15 protein-coding genes are annotated in these 18803 nt (G+C 70.1%); 10 read left to right on the forward strand and 5 right to left on the reverse strand.

Going from position 1 to position 18803, the window contains the following annotated elements; translation table 11 throughout:
- Positions 1-49 precede the first annotated feature (49 nt).
- The 3 genes from fmdA to BKK80_RS29820 all read right to left on the reverse strand — a co-directional run bounded on the left by fmdA (position 50) and on the right by BKK80_RS29820 (position 3517).
- Positions 50-1282, reverse strand: a complete 1233-nt coding sequence (gene fmdA, locus BKK80_RS29810; RefSeq protein ID WP_071019059.1) for a formamidase — start codon at positions 1280-1282, stop codon at positions 50-52.
- 126 nt (positions 1283-1408) lie between these two features.
- Positions 1409-1921, reverse strand: coding sequence for an AmiS/UreI family transporter (locus BKK80_RS29815; RefSeq protein ID WP_071019058.1), 513 nt, complete (start codon positions 1919-1921; stop codon positions 1409-1411).
- A gap of 435 nt (positions 1922-2356) precedes the next feature.
- Positions 2357-3517 (reverse strand): helix-turn-helix transcriptional regulator, encoded by a 1161-nt coding sequence (locus BKK80_RS29820; protein WP_071019056.1) that lies wholly within the window; start codon positions 3515-3517, stop codon positions 2357-2359.
- A 252-nt stretch (positions 3518-3769) separates the two neighbouring features.
- Here BKK80_RS29820 and BKK80_RS29825 point away from each other — a divergent pair, with 252 nt between their 5' ends.
- The 4 genes from BKK80_RS29825 (at position 3770) to BKK80_RS29840 (ending at position 10116) form a co-directional block, all read left to right on the forward strand.
- Complete coding sequence (locus BKK80_RS29825; RefSeq protein ID WP_071072421.1) at positions 3770-6490, forward strand: ATP-binding protein; 2721 nt, start codon at positions 3770-3772, stop codon at positions 6488-6490.
- A complete protein-coding gene (locus BKK80_RS29830; protein WP_071038618.1) occupies positions 6487-7827 on the forward strand; it encodes an EAL domain-containing response regulator in 1341 nt (446 codons plus the stop codon). Before BKK80_RS29825 ends, BKK80_RS29830 begins: the two co-directional genes overlap by 4 nt.
- A 152-nt stretch (positions 7828-7979) precedes the next feature.
- On the forward strand, positions 7980-8948 hold the full coding sequence (locus BKK80_RS29835) for an aminomethyltransferase (protein WP_083384461.1): 969 nt from the start codon (positions 7980-7982) through the stop codon (positions 8946-8948).
- 4 nt (positions 8949-8952) lie between these two features.
- Positions 8953-10116: a glycosyltransferase gene (locus BKK80_RS29840; protein ID WP_071019051.1), complete on the forward strand. Its 1164-nt coding sequence runs from the start codon at positions 8953-8955 to the stop codon at positions 10114-10116.
- Between the two features lie 50 nt (positions 10117-10166).
- On the opposite strand, the gene hpnA is transcribed toward BKK80_RS29840, so the two are convergent.
- Positions 10167-11168, reverse strand: a complete 1002-nt coding sequence (hpnA, locus tag BKK80_RS29845) for a hopanoid-associated sugar epimerase (RefSeq protein ID WP_071038619.1) — start codon at positions 11166-11168, stop codon at positions 10167-10169.
- Between the two features lie 173 nt (positions 11169-11341).
- Between hpnA and ispH the strand changes: the two genes are divergently transcribed.
- Genes ispH through BKK80_RS29875 form a run of 6 tightly spaced genes read left to right on the forward strand, consistent with a single transcriptional unit; the run spans position 11342 to position 18019 of the window.
- On the forward strand, positions 11342-12337 hold the full coding sequence (ispH, locus tag BKK80_RS29850; protein ID WP_071019046.1) for a 4-hydroxy-3-methylbut-2-enyl diphosphate reductase: 996 nt from the start codon (positions 11342-11344) through the stop codon (positions 12335-12337).
- A gap of 17 nt (positions 12338-12354) precedes the next feature.
- The gene (hpnH, locus tag BKK80_RS29855; protein ID WP_071019044.1) at positions 12355-13518 is read left to right on the forward strand and encodes an adenosyl-hopene transferase HpnH; all 1164 of its coding nucleotides are present in this window, start codon (positions 12355-12357) and stop codon (positions 13516-13518) included.
- 5 nt (positions 13519-13523) lie between these two features.
- A complete protein-coding gene (gene hpnI / locus BKK80_RS29860) occupies positions 13524-14708 on the forward strand; it encodes a bacteriohopanetetrol glucosamine biosynthesis glycosyltransferase HpnI (protein WP_071019042.1) in 1185 nt (394 codons plus the stop codon).
- Positions 14705-16138, forward strand: coding sequence for a hopanoid biosynthesis associated radical SAM protein HpnJ (hpnJ, locus tag BKK80_RS29865; RefSeq protein WP_071019041.1), 1434 nt, complete (start codon positions 14705-14707; stop codon positions 16136-16138). The genes hpnI and hpnJ overlap by 4 nt, the downstream gene beginning before the upstream one ends.
- Positions 16139-16170: 32 nt before the next feature.
- Positions 16171-16986, forward strand: coding sequence for a hopanoid biosynthesis-associated protein HpnK (hpnK, locus tag BKK80_RS29870; RefSeq protein WP_236903998.1), 816 nt, complete (start codon positions 16171-16173; stop codon positions 16984-16986).
- Positions 16987-16993: 7 nt separating this feature from the next.
- Positions 16994-18019 (forward strand): lysylphosphatidylglycerol synthase domain-containing protein, encoded by a 1026-nt coding sequence (locus tag BKK80_RS29875; protein WP_071072424.1) that lies wholly within the window; start codon positions 16994-16996, stop codon positions 18017-18019.
- A gap of 56 nt (positions 18020-18075) precedes the next feature.
- On the opposite strand, the gene BKK80_RS29880 is transcribed toward BKK80_RS29875, so the two are convergent.
- Positions 18076-18714 carry an MlaC/ttg2D family ABC transporter substrate-binding protein gene (locus BKK80_RS29880; RefSeq protein ID WP_071019036.1) on the reverse strand — a complete coding sequence of 213 codons (639 nt, stop codon included), beginning with the start codon at positions 18712-18714 and terminating at the stop codon, positions 18076-18078.
- Positions 18715-18803 lie beyond the last annotated feature (89 nt).

Below are 18803 nucleotides of genomic sequence, written 5' to 3' on the forward strand. Positions count from 1 at the left end.
CGGCTGGCGTCCCGCCACCCGCTTGCCAGCGGGACGCCAGCCGCCGCGCTCAACGGCGGTCAGGCGAGATCAGCACGTCCGCGCCGCCGTGGATATGGCGCACCGGACCGTTCGCGTCGGGCCGGATGTCGAAGTCGAAGATCTGCGTGGGCAGCCACAAGGTCGCGCACGAATTGGGGATGTCGACCACACCGCTGATATGGCCCTGCACCGGCGCGGTACCGAGGATGGCGTAGGCCTGCGCACGCGAGTAGCCGAACTTGGTCATGTACTCGATCGCATTGAGGCAAGCCTGGCGGTAGGCCACGTTGACGTCGAGGTAGTGCTGGCGCCCGCCCTCGTCCACCGAGATGCCTTCGAAGATCAGGTAGTCGTTGTAGGCCGGCGTGATCGGGCTCGGCTTGAAGATCGGATTCCTGATGCCGTACTTGGCCATGCCGTCGCGGATGACGTCCACGCGCATATGGACCCAGCCTGCCATCTCGATGGCGCCGCAGAAGGTGATCTCGCCATCGCCTTGGCTGAAGTGCAGGTCGCCCACCGAGAGACCGGCGCCGTCGACATAGACCGGGAAGTAGATGCGCGAGCCGCGCGAGAGATCCTTGATATCGCAGTTGCCGCCATGCTCGCGCGGCGGAACCGTGCGCGCGCCGGCCGCGGCCGCCTGCTGGCGCGCGTCGCCGCGCAGCCGGCCCATGTGGGCGGTGGCGGCGAAGGGCGGATTGGCGAGCGGCGGCACGCGCTGCGGATCGGTATCGATCAGGGCCTGCTCGCGTTCGTTCCAGGCGTGCAGCAGCGCGGGGTCGGGCAGGCAGCCGATCAGGCCGGGATGGATCAGCCCGGCAAAGCGCACGCCCGGCACGTGGCGCGAGGAGGTGAACATGCCGTGGAAATCCCAGATCGACTTCTGCGCCTGCGGGAAGTGGTCGGTGAGGAAGCCGCCGCCGTTCTGCTTGGAGAAGAAGCCGTTGAAGCCCCACTGGCTGTCCGGCTTGGCGCCGATGTCGAGCAGGTCGACCACCAGCAGGTCGCCGGGCTTGACGCCGCGCACGCCTACCGGCCCCGAAAGGAAATGGACGATGGACAGGTCGATGTCGCGCACGTCGTCGGCCGACTCGTTGTTCTGGATGAAGCCGCCGGTCCAGTCATAGGTTTCCAGGACGAAATCGTCGCCCGGGTTGACCCAGCAGGCCATCGGGATATCCGGGTGCCAGCGGTTGTGGACATTCTCGTTCTCGTAAGCCGACTGCTTGAGGTCGACCCGGATGAGGGTGTCTGCCATATGCCTGTCTCCTTGGAGTGGGTCCGGTCGGGTGCCGGTTGAAAGTTCCGGTTCAGGGTGCCGGTTCAGGGCGGACCGGGCCGGAGCGCCGGTCGGGAAAGAAAGCGGGGAACGCCGCCGGCAGCGCTACTTCAGCGCGCCACTGAGCAGCAGGTAGCCGGGCAGCCAGCCGGTGACGATGCCCGCCAGCACGGTGGCGACGCCGGTCAGCCTGAGGATCGGGCGCTGCAGCGCCAGCAGCACGAAGTAGAGGAACCACAGCACGCCCCAGCCCACCCAGCACCAGGCGAACCAGATGTCCCAGATGCTGGCCGCCTGCTGCAGGGAATCGATCGCCACCGGCACCACCGTGATGGAGACGAACAGGCTGAACCAGCCCAGTCCCCGGCCGTCGGCGCCGTTGAACCGGTTCAGCGCCACCCACAGGTAGGTGAAGGTGAACAGCAGCGTCAGCGCGCCCGCCTTGATCGAGGCGGTGCCGGCGTCGCTGCCGAAGATGAGCTGCAGCGACACCAGCATGGTCACGCCGCCGGAGAAGATATTGACCACCCAGATCTCACGGTCGCCGATCCTGCCGAGCAGCCATAAGCCATTGAGGAACAGCACCGCGCCTACGTACAGCAAGGTCAGGCCTAGCATGTCGTCTCCTCCGGGTTGCCTTCGTTATCGTTGTCGTTGTGGTCGTTGTCGTGGTTGCCGCCGTGCGCGCGGCTCGCCTCAGCGTTCGGTCCGGCCCGGCGGCACGCCGGGTTTGGGGGCGGGCGCGAAGGCAGCGGCACGCCTGTGGCGAACGGATCCACTATAGGCAGGCGGCCGCCGCGGCGAATCCCTCGCGGCGACGATTCGCGCCTCACCCTGCCGGACGAGGCCGCCTCCCCCAGGCGGGTGAGGCGGGCGGCACGGATGGAGCGGATGCCGGACCGGACCCATGGCGCGCGCACCGGCAAGCGTCATGGCGCGCTGGGAGGCAATGCGTCGCAACGCAGGCCTGAGAGCCGGTCTGAGGGTCGAGCGGAAGTACGGCGGACGGCGCGGCACGCATCGGCCAGGCGGGCGCCCGCCCGGGCGGCGCGCTCAGGCGTGCGGGCAGTGCTGCGCGTGCAGCCGCACCAGTTCCATCTGCCCGTGCGTATCGGTCTTCTGGAAGATCTGCTTGAGGTGGCTGCGCACCGTGTTCTCCGACACGTGCAGGGCCTGCGCGAGCGAGGCGATCGAATGGCCGGCGAAGACCAGGGCGCTGACGCGCGCCTGTGCCTCGCTCAGCTTGAAGTGGCGCGCGAACTGGCAATCCTGGTGCGCGTGCTCGGCGCCCTGGCGGCGCGCGCTGACCACCAGCAGGGCGCGCGGCCGGCCAGGCCCGCCATGCAGCCAGGCGCCGGCCGGCTGCAGGTTCAGCGTGGTGGGCAGCGTCCCGCCGGGCGCCGACACGGACAGCACCTGGGTCGGCGCGGATCCCGCCTGGCGGCCGCCGGCCGTTCCGCCCTCCGCGGGCAGCCGCGCCATCGCCGCCAGCATCTCGCGCAAGGCGCGCTGGTCGGCCGGCATCACCGCCGCCAGGTGCTCGCCATCGCGGTACAGCCCGCTGCCCTGCCCGCACAGGCCATGGGCGTTGCGGTTGGCATAGACGATGCGCCCGTCGGGCTCGACCAGGAAAGTCGCCGCGGCATGGCTGTCGACGATGCGCATCAGCGCCGCGCCCACGTCGTCGGCGCGGCGGCGCTGCCAGCGGTTGTCGAGCGCCAGCGCCACATGCGCCAGCACTCCCCGGAACTCGGCCTTCTCGCGCGCGCCGAAGCGGCGCTGGCCTTCTTCCCGGTAAAGCTCCAGGTAGCAGAGATGCTCGCCGTCGCGCGCCACCACGCCGAACAGGCGATGCAGGTAGCCGTAGGGCTGCAGTACCGCCTGGTAGTAGTCGGTGCGGCACAACTCGCGGCTGCCCAGCACGTCTTCGCCGGTGCTGACCTGCAGCGGCTGGCAGGCGTCGGCGAAGAGAAACCAGGGGTTGCGCGGGGCGTAGTCGGCGAAGCTGCGTGCAAAGCCGTCGTCGGCGGGCGCGCCGTGCAGGAGTTCGCTTCGGCCGCTGGCCAGGTGGCGCCGCGCCAGCAGCGCTGCCGCCGCGCCGAGGCGCTCGCACAATTGCGTCATGACGCCGTGCCAGGCGGCATCGTCGCGCGCGGCGTGGATGCGGTAGAGCAGTTCGCCCGTCTCGGGCGGATCGGCGTCGTGCGCTGCCAAGCGCGGCTCCTCCTGGTATCCCGGCGCAGCGCGGGGGGGCGTGGGTCGGCGCCGCAATGACGCGGACCGGATCTTTGCCGGGAAGTGTTTGCGCGCGCCCGGCAAAAGTCAAGGCGCGCATACCCTCGGCGCACCGCATTGCGCGGCGCGGCGAATCCGACAATAATCGGGGCGCCTGCCTGCGCCGCCGCGCGCCATGGCCCCTCGCCCCGCAGCATTCCCGAGCGCGCCCGCCGCGCCGACGCCCACGCCATGCGCATTCGACGAGAGTACCAATCCTGGGTCGCGAACGAGACGCTCGAGGATTACGCACTGCGCTATGCGGCCCGCTCGTACCGGCGCTGGACACCGTTCACGCTCGCCAACACCGCGCTGGGCGGCGCTTCTTTCCTGGCGCTGGAGGCGATCGGCGCCAGCGTGACCCTGAGCTTCGGCTTCCAGAACGCCTTCCCCGCCATCCTGCTGGCCTGCCTGCTGATCTTCCTGGTCGGCCTGCCGGTGGCCTACCACGCCAGCACGGCGAACGTCGACATCGACCTGCTCACGCGCGGCGCCGGCTTCGGCTATGCCGGTTCGACCGTCACCTCGCTGATCTACGCCTCCTTCACCTTCATCTTCTTCGCGCTGGAATCGGCCATCCTGGCCCAGGCCCTGGCGCTCGCCACCGGCCTGGACCTTACGCTCGGCTACCTGATCTGCTCACTGGCCATCGTGCCGCTGGTCTTCTTCGGCGTGACCCTGATCAACAGGCTGCAGATGTGGACCCAGCCGCTGTGGGCCGTCCTGCTGGTCCTGCCCTTCGCCTACATCCTCGGCCACGACCCGCACGTGTTCTCGCAGTGGGCGGCCTTCACCGGCCTGTCCGGCGGCACGGCGCGCTTCGACCTGCTGGCCTTCGGCGCCGCCACCGGCGTGCTGTTCTCGCTGATGGGTCAGATCGGCGAGCAGGTCGACTACCTGCGCTTCCTGCCCGACCGCAGCCGCGCCAACCGGCGCGCCTGGTGGAGCGCCCTGCTGCTGGCCGGTCCGGGCTGGATCCTGATCGGCGGACTCAAGGTCATGGCCGGCAGCCTGCTGGCGGTACTGGCGCTGAACGCCGGCATCCACAGCCGGCAGGCGATGGAGCCCATCCATATGTACCTGTGGGCCTACGGCCAGGTGTTCGACCGCCCCGAGGTGGTGCTGGGGGTGGCGCTGCTGTTCGTGCTCGTCTCGCAGATCAAGATCAACGTGACCAATGCTTACGCCGGTTCGCTGGCCTGGTCCAACGTCTTCGTGCGGCTGGCGCACTACCATCCCGGGCGCGTGGTCTGGCTGGTGTTCAATGTCGTGATCGCCCTGCTGCTGACGCTGCTCGGCATCTTCGCCACGCTGGAGGCGGTGCTCAGCGTCTACGCGATCGTCGTGACCGCATGGCTTGGGGCGCTGGTGGCCGACCTGGTCGTGCTCAAGCCGCTCGGCATCAGCCCGCGCCACGTGGAATTCCGCCGGGCCTACCTGCACGCCTTCAACCCGGTCGGCTGCGGGGCCATGCTGGCCGCCTCGCTGGCCGGCCTCGGCGCCTACGCGGGACTGTTCGGCGCCACCGCCCGCGCCTACGCCGCCTTCCTGGCGCTGGCGGCATCCTTCTGCTGCGCCGTGGCCATCGCCTATGCCACCGGCGGCCGCTACTACATCGCGCGCGACAACAGCCGCTTCCGCGCGCACCGCGCCGACGAGCCGATCCGCTGCTGCGTCTGCGAGCGCGACTACGAAGCGCCCGACATGGCGCACTGCCCGTTCTACGGCGGCCCGATCTGTTCGCTGTGCTGCGGCCTGGACAACCACTGCCACGATGCCTGCAAGCGGCCCGCCGACGCCCCGGCCCGCGCGCACCGCGCGGGCCCGGCGGGCATGCTGGCGCCGCGCTTCACCGGGCGCCTGGCACGCTTCCTGGCGCTCTTCCTGACGGCGGCCGCGGCCATGGGCGCGCTGTTCCTGCTGGCCTGGCGCCTGATGGACGGCGCCGCCGCCTCGTCCGCGACACCATTCGCCGAACTGCTGCTGCGCGTCTACGCGGCGACCTTGCCCTTGCTGGCCTTCGGCGCCTGGTGGATCGTGCTGTCGCACGAAAGCCGCGAGCTGGCGCGGGCGGAACTGCTGGAGTCGCTGCGCCATCTCGAATCGGCGCGCAAGCACCTCGTCGAGTCGGAGAAGATGGCCTCGCTCGGCGGCCTGGTCGCCGGCGTCGCGCATGAAATCAACACGCCGGTCGGCATCGCCGTCAGCGCCGCCTCCTACCTGCAGGACCGTACCGATGCGGTGCTGGCGCGGCAGGCGCGCGGCGAGCTGCAGCCGGGCGAGCTCGAGCGCTACCTGGAAGACGCGGCGCAATCGGCCAGGCTGCTGCTGTCCAACGCCAACCGCGCCGCCCAGCTGGTGCAGAGCTTCAAGCAGGTGGCCGTCGACCAGGCCAGCGAGAAGCGGCGCCGCTTCGATCTCGGCGATTACCTGCGCGAGACCGCGACCAGCCTGCGGCCCGGCCTGCGCGACACCCGCGTGCGGCTGCTGGTCGACTGCCCCGCCGGCATCGTCATGGACAGCTACCCCGGCCCGATCGCGCAGATCCTCACCAATCTCGTGATGAACTCGCTGCAGCATGGCTTCGGCGACAGCCGCGCCGGCACCATCCGCATCGCGGCCCGCCGCGACGAGGACGACGGCATCGCGCTGAGCCATGCCGACGACGGCTGCGGCATCCCGCGCGCGCTGCACGAGAAGATCTTCGAACCCTTCTACACCTCGCGCCGCGGCCAGGGCGGCAGCGGCCTGGGCCTGCACCTGGTCTACAACCTGGTCACGCAGCGGCTGGGCGGCACCATCGCGGTGGCCGAGCGGGCCGGCGGCGGCGTCGAATTCACCGTGCGCATGCCGCGCGTCACGCCCTCGGCCAGGGCCACCATTCCAATCGTTCCCGCCGGGAATCCCACATGAGTCCAAGCTCCCCGATGCCCGAGCCGCTGTCGACCCTGCCGCCGTGGCAGGTGCTGCTGGTCGACGACGAACCCGCCGTGCACGACGTCACCCGCCTGGTCCTGCGCGACCTCAGCTTCGGCGGCCGGCCGGTGGTCTTCCACAGCGCCTACAGCGGCGAGCAGTGCCTGGCCCACCTGTCGGCGCATCCCGATACGGCGCTGGTGCTGCTGGACGTCGTGATGGAGACCGACCAGGCCGGCCTGGAGGTGGTGCACCGCATCCGCCGCGAACTGCGCAACGCCGACGTGCAGATCGTGCTGCGCACCGGCCACCCCGGCATGGCGCCCGAAGCCGAGGTGGTGCTGGATTATGAAATCAATGGCTACTTCGTCAAGACCGAGCTGACGGCGCGCAAGCTGGCCTCGGTGGTGATCGCAGGGCTGCGCAGCTACCAGTACGTGCGCGCGCTGCAGCAAGCGCACCTGCCACCGCCCGCAGCGGCGCCCACGCACGATCCGCGCACCGAGGAAGACGTCGCACGGGCCCTGCGCGAACGGCGCTACCGGCTGCAGGCCCAGTGCCAGGTCGACCTCGCGCGCGGTACCGTCGCCGCCGTGGCACTGCTGCCCGAGTGGCCGCAGGCGGACGGCTGGCTGCCCCACGCCGCCCTCGCCACCCGCCTACGCGGCACGGCGTTGCTGGAGCCGATGCACGCCGCGCTGCTGCGCGACGCCTGCGCGCTGGCCGGCGCATGGCGCGCGGCGCCACTGCGGCCCCGCGCCGCGGGGGAAGCGGCAGCCGCGGCGGCCGAGCCGCCGCCACGCATCAGCGTGCCCGTCCTGCTGCCCGCGGCCGGCGCCGGCGCCATCCTGCAGGCACTGCCGGAGCAGGTCCGCCAGGCCCTGGACGAGGCCGGCCTGCCAGCCGGCGCGCTGGACCTGCTGCTGTCCGGCCACCTGCCAGACGGGAGCGGGGCCTGGGATATGCCGGGCGGCGACGCGGAAACCGCGCGCCTGGCCTGCTCCCGGCTGCGCGACCAAGGCGTGACCATCACGCTGGGCGACGTCGGCAGCGGCCCCATCTCGCTGGCCCACCTGCGCCGCCTGCAGCCGGACCGCATGCAGATCGCGCGCTCCCATGTGGACGGGGTGGCGGCCGATCCGGAGCGCAGCGCGATTGCGCGCGCCGTCATCGCGCTGGCGCACACGCTCGGCGTGCAGTCCCTGGCGGACGGCATCGCCAGCGCGGCCGACCTGGAGTTCTTCAAATGGGAAGGCTGCGACCAGGGCCAGGGAGACCTGCTGGGGCCGCCGTGCCCGGTGGCCGAGTGGCTGCACGCGCCGCCGGCCGGCTGACGGCCGCCACGCCCGCTCAGGCGCCTGTACGACGCGCACGCCGGCGCCTCGCGCGGCGCTGACTGCCCATTTCCGCCCGCCGCGCGAGGCAAGCCGCGGCGGTCCCGGTTACAATCGCCCCCGTGCAATTCTCTCTTTGCCCGAGGAACAGGATGTCCGACGCTCTAGACGCGCCGCCGCGTGAACCGCGGGCGGGCGCCGAGGACAGGGCCGCGGCCGTGGCGACTACCATCGCCCGCAAGGCCATCGAACAGGCCGACCACGCCATGCGCAACTGGATGGATCCGGAGCCGGGTCCGCTGCGCATCGGCTCCGAGCAGCACCTGCGCATGTTCTGCAACATGCTGCTGCAGACCCACAACCCCTACAGGCCGGCCGTGATCGAATGGCCGGCGCTCACGCCCGAGGCACTGCAGCGCGTGACTTCCCTGCCGATCTGGGACATCGCCGTGCAGACCGAGGGGCGCGCCTCGATCCGTGTCAAGACCTTCGCCCGGACCGTGGCCCACCCGCTGCTGCGCAGCGCGCTGGAGATGGACGGCGGCGAGGAGGCGCGCCACAAGGAGGTGCTGTCCAAGCTGGTCGAGGCCTATGGCATTCCGCTCGCGCCGGAACCCGACTACCCGCCGCCCGCCGATCCGGAATGGGGCTGGCTGGTGACCGGCTACAGCGAGTGCATCGACAGCTTCTTCGCCTTCGGCCTGTTCGCCGCCGCCAGGCGCTCCGGCTTCTTCCCGGCGGAACTGGTCGAGACCTTCGAGCCGGTGATCCAGGAAGAGGGGCGCCATATCCTTTTCTTCGTCAACTGGGCCGCCTGGTATCGCCGCAACCTGCCGTGGTGGCGCCGCCCGCTGTTCGCGCTCAAGGTGGCACGGGTGTGGGCCTTCCTGGTCTGGGAACGTATCGGCATCGCGCGCGGCATCGACGCCGACGGCGTGGCGCGGGATGCCAGCTTCACCATGAGCGGCAGCGCGGCGCTGGGCGAGGCCATGTCGGCCGCCGCCATGATCGATCTCTGCCTGGCCGAGAACGAGAAGCGCATGGCGGGCTATGATACGCGCCTGCTGCGCCCGGATACCGTGCCCCGCCTGGCCCGTTTTGCCCGCCGTTTCCTACGTTGATTCCATGTTCCTGAAGATTGCTTTTGCGCTGGCGCTGGTGTCGCTGGCAATCTGGTGCGTATTGCTGGGCGCACGCGCCGGTTTCTGGCGCGTGCGCAAGCCGGCGCCCTCCCCCAGGCCCGTCCTGTGGCCGGAAGTGATCGGCATCGTGCCGGCGCGCAATGAAGCCGACGTGATCGGCCGCGCCGTCGCCGGCATGCTCGGCCAGCGCTACGCGGGCAGGCTGCGCCTGGTGGTGGTCGACGACCACAGCGACGACGGCACTGCCGCCATCGCACGCCAGGCCGCGGCCGATATCGGCCGCGCGGACGCACTCACCGTGGTGTCGGCGCGCGACCTTCCCGCCGGCTGGAGCGGCAAGGTGTGGGCGCAGTCCGAAGGACTGGCGGCGGCCGACGCGATCGCGCCCGAGGCCCGCTATATCTGGCTCACGGACGCCGACATCCACCATGGGCCGGGCGTGCTGGCCGAACTGGTGGCGCGCGCCGAGCACGAGCAGCGCGACCTCGTCTCGCTGATGGTGCGGCTGCGCTGCGCTTCCTGGTGGGAACGCTTCATCGTGCCCGCCTTCATCTTCTTCTTCGCCAAGCTCTACCCCTTCGCCAGCATCCGCAATCCGCGCAGCAAGGTGGCGGGCGCGGCCGGCGGCTGCATGCTGGCCCGGCGCAGCGCGCTGGCGCGCATCGGCGGCTTTGCCGCCATCCGGCACGAACTGATCGACGATTGCAGCCTGGCGGCGCAGATCAAGCGCGGCGGCCCGATCTGCCTGGACCTGGCCGACGACAGCATCTCGCTGCGGCCCTATGACGACTGGCGCAGCCTGTGGGACATGATCGCCCGCAGTGCCTATACCCAGTTGCACTATTCGCCGTGGATGCTGGCCGGCGCCTGCCTGGGCATGGTGCTGACCTACCTGGCGCCGCCGCTGCTCGCGCTCGGTGGCCTGGCCGCCGGCGCGCTGCTGTGGCCGGCCTGGCTGGCCTGGGCGATGATGAGCCTGGCCTACCTGCCGATGCTGCGCGAGTACCGCCAGCCGGCCTGGCTGGCACCGCTGCTGCCCGCCACCGCCCTGTTCTATCTGGGCGCCACCATCGACTCGGCGCGCCGCTACTGGCTGCGCCGCGGCGGGCAGTGGAAGGGCCGCGCGCAGGCTCCCGTCCGTTCCTGAACCGTCCCGGATCCCGGAAGCCCCGCCACACCCGCCCTGCCGTGCCTGCCTTACCCCAGATAGCCAGCCTGCCGGAACCAGTCCAGCGCGTCGCGCAGGGCCTCCTGGTACGGCCGGGCGCGGTAGCCCAGCTCGCGCGCGGCCTTGTCCGAGCGGAAAAACATGCGGTATCGCGACATGGCGAGCCCGTCCAGGGTGATGAAGGGCTCCTTGCCGGTCACGCGGGCCACCGCCTCGGCCACGTGCGCCAGCGGGTACAGCGGCCAGCGCGGCAGTTGCACCGTCGGTGCGCGCCGGCCGCTCAAGCCGGCGATATCGCGCAGCATCTGTTGCAATGTGACGTCTTGACCACCCAAGATATAGCGCTCGCCGATGCGGCCCCGCTCCAGCGCCAGCATATGGCCCTCGGCCACGTCATCCACATGGGCCAGGTTCAGGCCGGTATCGACGAAGGCCGGGATCTTGCCGGTGGCCGCCTCGACGATGATGCGGCCGGTGGGCGTGGGGCGCACGTCGCGCGGCCCGATCGGCGTGGAGGGGTTGACGATCACGGCCGGCAGGCCCTCTTCGGCCACCATGCGCTCGACCGCGCGCTCGGCCAGCACCTTGCTGCGCTTGTACGCGCCGATGGCCTCGTCCGGCCGCATGCCGGCGGTCTCGTCCACCGGCGCGGTGGCACCCGCCACGCGCAGCGTGGCGACGCTGCTGGTGTAGATGATGCGCTCGACCCCGGCGGCGCGGGCGGCCCGCATCACGGTCTCGGTGCCTGCCAGGTTGGTGCGCACGATCTCCTCGGGATCCGGTGCCCAGAGCCGGTAGTCCGCCGCCACGTGGAACAGGTAGCGCACCCCGTCCAGCGCACGCGCCATGGCCTGGGCATCGCGCATATCACCTTCGACCACCTGCAGCGGCAGGCCTTCCAGATTGCGGCGCGGGCTCGAGGCGCGTACCAGCGCGCGCACCTCGAAGCCGCGGGAGAGTGCCTGACGCGCCACGGCGGAGCCGAGGAAACCAGATGCACCTGTAACGAAAACTACATTTTTTACCGTCATGAGTCCTGTTGCGGTAGTGTCGCGGGCAAACCGGTCAACGGCCTGCCCTGCAGGGCGGCCGGACAAAGAAACCGGCAGCGGTATATAGTAACCACCGTGTTACGGAAATGTGATTCCGGAACAGCAATATTAATTTGTCTTTCACACCCATCCTTGGGTCGGGGGTTTTTTGTATGCAAGTGATTCTTGCCCAGCCCCGGGGCTTTTGTGCCGGCGTGGTGCGCGCCATCGAAATTGTCGACCGCGCCCTCGTCAAGCACGGCGCCCCGGTGTTCGTGCGGCACGAAATCGTGCACAATAAGCAGGTTGTCGAGGGGTTGAAGCGCAAGGGCGCGAAATTCGTCGAGGAACTGGACACGGTGCCTTCTGGCGCCGTGACCATTTTCAGTGCCCACGGGGTGTCCAGGCAAGTCGAGGCGGAAGCGCGCACGCGCGAACTGCACGCCATCGACGCCACCTGTCCGCTGGTCATCAAGGTGCATACGCAGGGCCGCCAGTACGCGGCCAGCGGCCGTGCCGTGATCCTGATCGGGCATGCCGGCCACCCCGAGGTGGAAGGCACGATGGGCCAGATCCCGGGCAAGGTCATCCTGGTGCAGAACGCGGCGGAGGCGGAAACGCTGGACCTGCCGCGTGACGCTCCGCTCGCCTACGTCACGCAGACGACGCTGAGCGTGGACGATACACGGGGTATCATCGCGGCGCTGGAGCGCCGCTTCACCGACATCGTCGGCCCGGACACCCGCGACATCTGCTATGCGACGCAAAACCGCCAGAGTGCGGTGCGTGAGCTGTCCAAGCACGTCGACGTGATCCTGGTGGTCGGCGCGACCAACAGCTCGAATTCCAATCGCCTGCGCGAGATCGGTGCCGAGAGTGGCGTGCCGAGCTACCTGCTTGCCGAAGGCAGTGAGCTGGATCCGGCCTGGGTGCGAGACGCGGCAGTGGTCGGCATCAGTGCCGGCGCTTCCGCGCCCGAGGAGATGGTGGAGGACGTGATCGCCGCGCTGCGCCGGCTGGGACCGGTCGACGTGTCGACCATGGAGGGTATCGAGGAACACGCCGAGTTCCGCCTGCCCGCCGAACTCGCCGACGCCCGCCCTGACACCGCGGCCGCCCGACAAACCGAACCGCAGCCGGCCCCGCTCAGCGTGGCCGACTGCACTTGAGAACTAGGAACACCGCCTTGGCCATTCCTTTCCTGCAGGTTGCCCGCGTGGGCACCTATATCGTGCGCAAGCACCTGTCCGGACAGAAGCGCTACCCGCTGGCGCTGATGCTCGAGCCCCTGTTCCGCTGCAACCTGGCCTGCAACGGCTGCGGCAAGATCGACTATCCGGATCCCATCCTGAACCAGCGCCTGTCGGTGCAGGAGTGCCTGGAGGCGGTCGACGAGTGCGGCGCGCCGGTGGTCTCCATCGCCGGCGGCGAGCCGCTGCTGCACAAGGACATGCCGGAGATCGTGCGCGGCATCATCGCGCGGCGCCGCTTCGTCTACCTGTGCACGAACGCGCTGCTGATGGAAAAGAAGATGGACCAGTACGAGCCCAGCCCGTACTTCGTCTGGTCGGTCCACCTGGACGGCGACCGCGAGGCGCACGATCACTCGGTCAGCCAGGAAGGCGTCTACGACAAGGCCGTCGAAGCCATCCGCGCGGCCAAGCAGCGCGGCTTCCGCGTCAACATCAACTGCACGCTGTTCAACGACGCCCAGCCGGAGCGCGTGGCGGCCTTCTTCGACACGGTCAAGGCCATGGGCGTGGACGGCATCACCGTCTCGCCGGGCTACGCCTATGAGCGCGCCCCGGACCAGCAGCACTTCCTGAACCGCGGCAAGACCAAGCAGCTGTTCCGCGACATCCTCAGCCGCGGCCGCGGCAAGAAGTGGTCGTTCAGCCAGTCGACCATGTTCCTCGACTTCCTGGCCGGCAACCAGACCTACCACTGCACGCCCTGGGGCAACCCGGCACGCACGGTGTTCGGCTGGCAGCGCCCGTGCTACCTGGTCGGCGAAGGCTACGTCAAGACCTTCAAGGAACTGATGGAGACCACCGACTGGGACGCCTACGGCACCGGCAACTATGAGAAGTGCGCCGACTGCATGGTGCACAGCGGCTACGAGGCGACCGCGGTGGCGGACACCTTCGCCCACCCGCTCAAGGCGCTCGGCGTGAGCCTGCGCGGCGTGCGCACCGACGGCCCGATGGCGCCGGACATCCCCCTCGACAAGCAGCGTCCCGCCGAGTACGTGTTCTCGCGCCACGTCGAGATCAAGCTGGCCGAGATCGGCCGCGCCAAGCCGTCCAAGGGCGGCAAGGCAGCCGCCAACCAGGCCGCGGAAGCCGCCTGAGGACGATGGCGGCAGCCTGGCCGACCCTGCTTGGCAGCGCGCTCGCCTCGGTGGCGGCGGGCTATGCCCTGGCCGCCGCCTGGGCCGGCCGGCGCGCGCCCGCGGCCTGGCCGGCGCCGGCCGCGCCGCGTCCGGTCAGCGTGCTCAAGCCGCTGTGCGGCGCCGAGCCGCGCCTGTACGAGAACCTGGCCGGCCTGTGCCGCCAGACGCATCCGTGCTACCAGATCGTGTTCGGCGTGCGCGACGCCGCCGACCCGGCCATCGCCGTGGTCGAGCGGCTGCGCGCCGACTTCCCCGCCTGCGACATCGCCCTGGTGGTGGATCCGCGCGTGCACGGCAGCAACCTCAAGGTCAGCAACCTGATCAACCTGTTCGCCGCCGCGCGCCACGATGACCTGGTGCTGGCCGACAGCGACATCGCCGTGCCGCCCGACTACCTGGTGCGCGTGGCGGCGCCGCTGGCCGACCCGCAGGTCGGCGTGGTCACCTGCCTGTACCGCGGGCGCCCGGTCGGCGGCCTGTGGTCGCGCCTGGGCGCCGGCTTCATCGATGGCTGGTTCGCGCCGTCGGTGCGCATCGCCCATGCCGGCGGCTCGCGCCGCTTCGCCTTCGGCGCCACCATCGCGCTGCGCCGCGGCACGCTGGCCGCCATCGGCGGCTTCGAAGCGCTGTCCGACCGCCTGGCCGACGACTTCTGGCTGGGCGAACTCGCGCGCCAGCTCGGCCTGCGCACGGTGCTGTCCGAGGTCGTGGTCGGCACCGACGTGACCGAGACGCGCCTGGCCGAGCTGTGGAGCCACGAGCTGCGCTGGCTGCGCACGATCCGCTCGCTGAACCCGGCCGGCTTCAGTTTCACCTTCATTACCTTCACCTGGCCGATGCTGGCGCTGGGCCTCGCCCTGGCGCCGCTGCCGGCGGTGCTGGCCATCGCCGCCGCCGGCGCGGCCGCGCGCAGCGTGCTCGCCGGCAGCGCCGGCGACGCGCTGCTGGCACCGCTGCGCGACATGCTGCTGCTGGCCGAATGGGCTGCCGCCCTGCCCGGCAAGCGCGTGCGCTGGCGCGACCAGGTGATGTCGACCCAAGACCGGCCCGCCACGGCGGCGGCCGCGCCACGTGCGCAGGCCGCCCGCCCGGAACCCGACAAACTCAACCCAGCCGCAAACGGCATCGTTTCCCGCAAGCCGCTATGACCGCCGCAAAGAAAACACTGTTCCTGCAAGCCCCCTCCTTCGACGGATTCGATGGCGGCGCCGGCTCGCGCTACCAAGCCAAGCGCGAAATCAAGTCCTTCTGGTACCCGACCTGGCTGGCGCAGCCGGCGGCCCTGATCCCGGGCAGCCGCGTGCTCGATGCGCCCGCCGACGAGCTGACCGTGCAGCAGACGCTGGACATCGCCGTCGACTACGACCTCGTCATCATCCACACCTCGACGCCCTCCTTCCCGACCGACGCCAAGTTCGCCGAGGAACTGAAGAAGCGCAAGCCCGGCGTGATGATCGGCATGGTCGGCGCCAAGCCGGCGGTGGACCCGGGCGGCACGCTGGGCGCCAGCGACGCCATCGACTTCGTCTGCCGCGAGGAATTCGACTACACCTGCATGGAAGTCGCGCAGGGCAAGCCGCTCAAGGACGTGCTCGGCCTCAGCTACAAGCTGGCCGACGGCTCGCACGAGCACAACGGCCCGCGCCCGATGATCGAGAACATGGACGAACTGCCCTTCGTCGCCCCGATCTACAAGCGCGACCTGAAGATCGACAACTACTTCATCGGCTACCTGAAGCACCCCTATGTGTCGATCTACACGGGCCGCGGCTGCCGCTCGAAGTGCACCTTCTGCCTGTGGCCGCAGACCGTCGGTGGCCACCGCTACCGCACCCGCTCGGCGGAGAACGTGATCGCCGAGGTGAAGTGGATCAAGGAGAACATGCCCGAGGTCAAGGAGATCATGTTCGACGACGACACCTTCACCGACTTCAAGCCCCGCGTGGAAGAGATCGCACGCGGCCTGGGCAAGCTGGGCGTGACCTGGTCCTGCAACGCCAAGGCCAACGTGCCGTACAGCACGCTGAAGATCATGAAGGAAAACGGCCTGCGCCTGCTGCTGGTGGGCTACGAGTCGGGCGACGACCAGATCCTGCACAACATCAAGAAGGGCCTGCGCACCGACATCGCGCGCCGCTTCACCGAGGACTGCCGCAAGCTGGGCATCCAGATCCACGGCACCTTCATCCTGGGCCTGCCCGGCGAGACGCGCGAGACCATCGAGAAGACCATCGAGTACGCCAAGGAGATCAACCCGCACACCATCCAGGTGTCGCTGGCCGCGCCCTACCCCGGCACGCGCCTGTACGACCAGGCCGTGGAGAACGGCTGGCTGGAGGAGAACAAGGTGATCAACCTGGTCAACGACAAGGGCGTGCAGCTCGCGGCGATCAGCTATCCGCACCTCAGCAAGGAAGAGATCTACCACGGCGTGGAGACCTTCTATAAGCGCTTCTACTTCCGCCCCAGCAAGATCTGGGAGATCGTGCGCGAGATGCTGGGCAGCTGGGACATGATGAAGCGCCGCCTGCGCGAAGGCGTGGAGTTCTTCCGCTTCCTGCGCTCGCACGAGGCCTGATCCTGGAACAGCCTGCCCACCCCGCCCGCGCACTGATCGTCACCGCCGACGACTTCGGCCTCACCACCGGGGTCAACGAGGCGGTCGAACTGGCGCACTGCGACGGCGTGCTCAACGCGGCCAGCCTGATGGTGGGCGCGCCGGCGGCGGCCGACGCGGTGGCGCGGGCGCGCCGCCTGCCGGCACTGCGCGTCGGCCTGCACGTGGTGCTGGCCGACGGTCCTGCGGTGCTGCCGCGCAGCGCGATCCCCGACCTGGTCGACGCCGAGGGCCGCTTCGGCTCAGCCATGGCGCGCGACGGCTGCCGTTTCTTCTTCCTGCCGCACGTGCGGCGGCAGCTGGAGGCCGAGATCCGCGCGCAGTTCGAGGCCTATGCGGCCACCGGGCTGCCGCTCGACCATGTCAACACGCACAAGCATTTCCACCTGCACCCGACGGTGCTGTCGCTGATCCTGCGCATCGGCCGCGCCTACGGCCTGCGCGCCATGCGGCTGCCGCTGGAAAACGGCGCACCGCTGCTGCTGCGCCCCTGGCTGGCGCTGCTGCGCCGGCGCCTGCGCGCCGCCGGTGTCGCCCACAACGACTACGTGGTGGGCATCGCCAACAGCGGCGGCATGGACGAGACGGTGCTGCTCGATGCCCTGCGCCGGCTGCCGCCGGGCGTGGGCGAGATCTACCTGCACCCGGGCGTGGAGTCCGGTGCGCGCGTCACGCAATCGATGGCTGGCTACCGCCACGCCGACGAACTCGCGGCCCTGTTGTCGCCGCGCGTGCGTGCCGCGATGGATGAAGTGGCGCCACGGCGCGGCGGCTTTGCCGACGTGTTCGGCGGCCTGGCGCCCGCCTGAAGCAAAGATGAAACGGATTGCCTATCTCACCGGCCTGTTCGGCCTGCTCGGCCTGACCGCCCTGGTGGCACACCAGGGTGTCGGCGACGTCGCGCACATCCTGGCGCAGGGCGGCTGGCTGCTGTTGCTGCTGGTGCCCTTCCACGCCGTGCCGCTGCTGCTCGATGCGCAGGGCTGGCGCGTGCTGCTGGCGCCGGCCGATCCCGGCCGCCGTGCCGGCCTGGGTTTCCTGTGGTGGATCGCGGCCGTGCGCGAGGCGGTCGGCCGCCTGCTGCCCACCGCCAGCATCGGCGGCGAACTGGTCGGCATCCGCCTGGCACGCCTGCGCGTGCACGACACCACGGCCGTCGCGGCAAGCGTGGTGGTCGAAGTGATGGTGACGCTGCTGGCCCAATACCTGTTCTCGGTGCTGGGCGTGTTGATGCTGCTGCTGGCCATGGACACCGGCGGCCATGCCACCGTGATCCTGGCCGGCCTGCTGCTGTCGCTGCCGGTGCCGGTGCTGTTCGCGCTCTCGCTGCGCCACAGCGCCATCTTCGAGAAGCTGGAAGGCGCGGCCAAGCGCATCTTCGGCGAGGACCACCGCATCGCCGTGATGATCGACGGCGCGCGCCTCGACGCCCAGATCCGGCGGCTGAACCAGCGCCGCGGCGTGCTGCTGCGGGCCCTGGCCTGGCAGTTCGCCGGCATGCTGGCGGGTACGCTGGAAGTGTGGTTCGCGCTGCATCTGCTGGGCCACCCGGTACCCTTGTGGCAGGCGCTGGCCATCGAGGCCCTGACCCAGGCCGTGCGCCATGTCGCCTTCTTCGTGCCGGCCGGCCTCGGCGTGCAGGAGGCCGTGGTGCTGCTGCTGGGCCACATGCTGGGCGTGGACCCGCAGACCTCGATGTCGCTGGCCCTGGTCAAGCGGGCGCGGGAAATCCTCTTCGGCGTGCCGGCACTGCTGTCCTGGCAATGGCTGGAACTGCACCGCTGGCGCCGTGGCGCGCCCAAGGCGGCGCCGACCGACGCGCGCGAGGCGCCGCTGCCCTGAACCGCCGTGGCCGGCCCGCCTCGCGGCGGCCGGCCACGCAGGCGGTCGGCCGCCGATCAGGCGTCGGCGGCCTGCTTGGCGTTGTGGTTGATCAGGTACTTGACCAGGCCGTCGACACCGCTGCGCGCGACGATGTCGGCGAACTGCTTGCGGTAGACCTCGATCAGCCAGGCCCCCATCATATTGATGTCGTAGATGCGCCAGCCGCTGGGCGTGCGCTGCAGGCGATAGTCGATCTGCATCTCGTCGCCGTTGTTCATCACGCGCGTCTGCACCACCACGTCGTTCGGTCCCTGCGCAGCCTGTGCCGGCTGGTAGCGGAACTTGACGTTCTGGTCGCGCAACTGCGACAGCGAGACGGCATAGCTGCGCACCAGCAGCGCTTCGAACTGCTGGTGGAGCTGCGTGCGCTGCTCCGGCGTGGCGTCCTTCCAGGCTGCGCCGACGGCCAGCCGGGTGGTACGCTGGAAATCGGTGAACGGCAGGAACTGGCGCTGGACCACCGCGGTGATCTTGGCCAGGTCACCGCTGCGCGTCTCGGGGTTCGACTGGATCGTGGTGATCACGCCTTCGACGGCGGCCCGCACCAGTTTGTCCGGGCTGGCCGTGGCGCGGTCGATGGCCTGCGCCTGCACGGTGGATACCACGGCGACGGCGGCCAGCGGGATCAGGGAAACGATGCGATGGGTATTCATGCTGGAGGTGGAGGCTGGAAACTAGAAACGAGGAACGAGGAACGAGGAACTTGAGGCTTGGGCTTGAGCCCCGGGACGGGCGCGGGAGG

It is taken from the genome of Cupriavidus malaysiensis (assembly GCF_001854325.1).
GTDB lineage: Bacteria > Pseudomonadota > Gammaproteobacteria > Burkholderiales > Burkholderiaceae > Cupriavidus > Cupriavidus malaysiensis.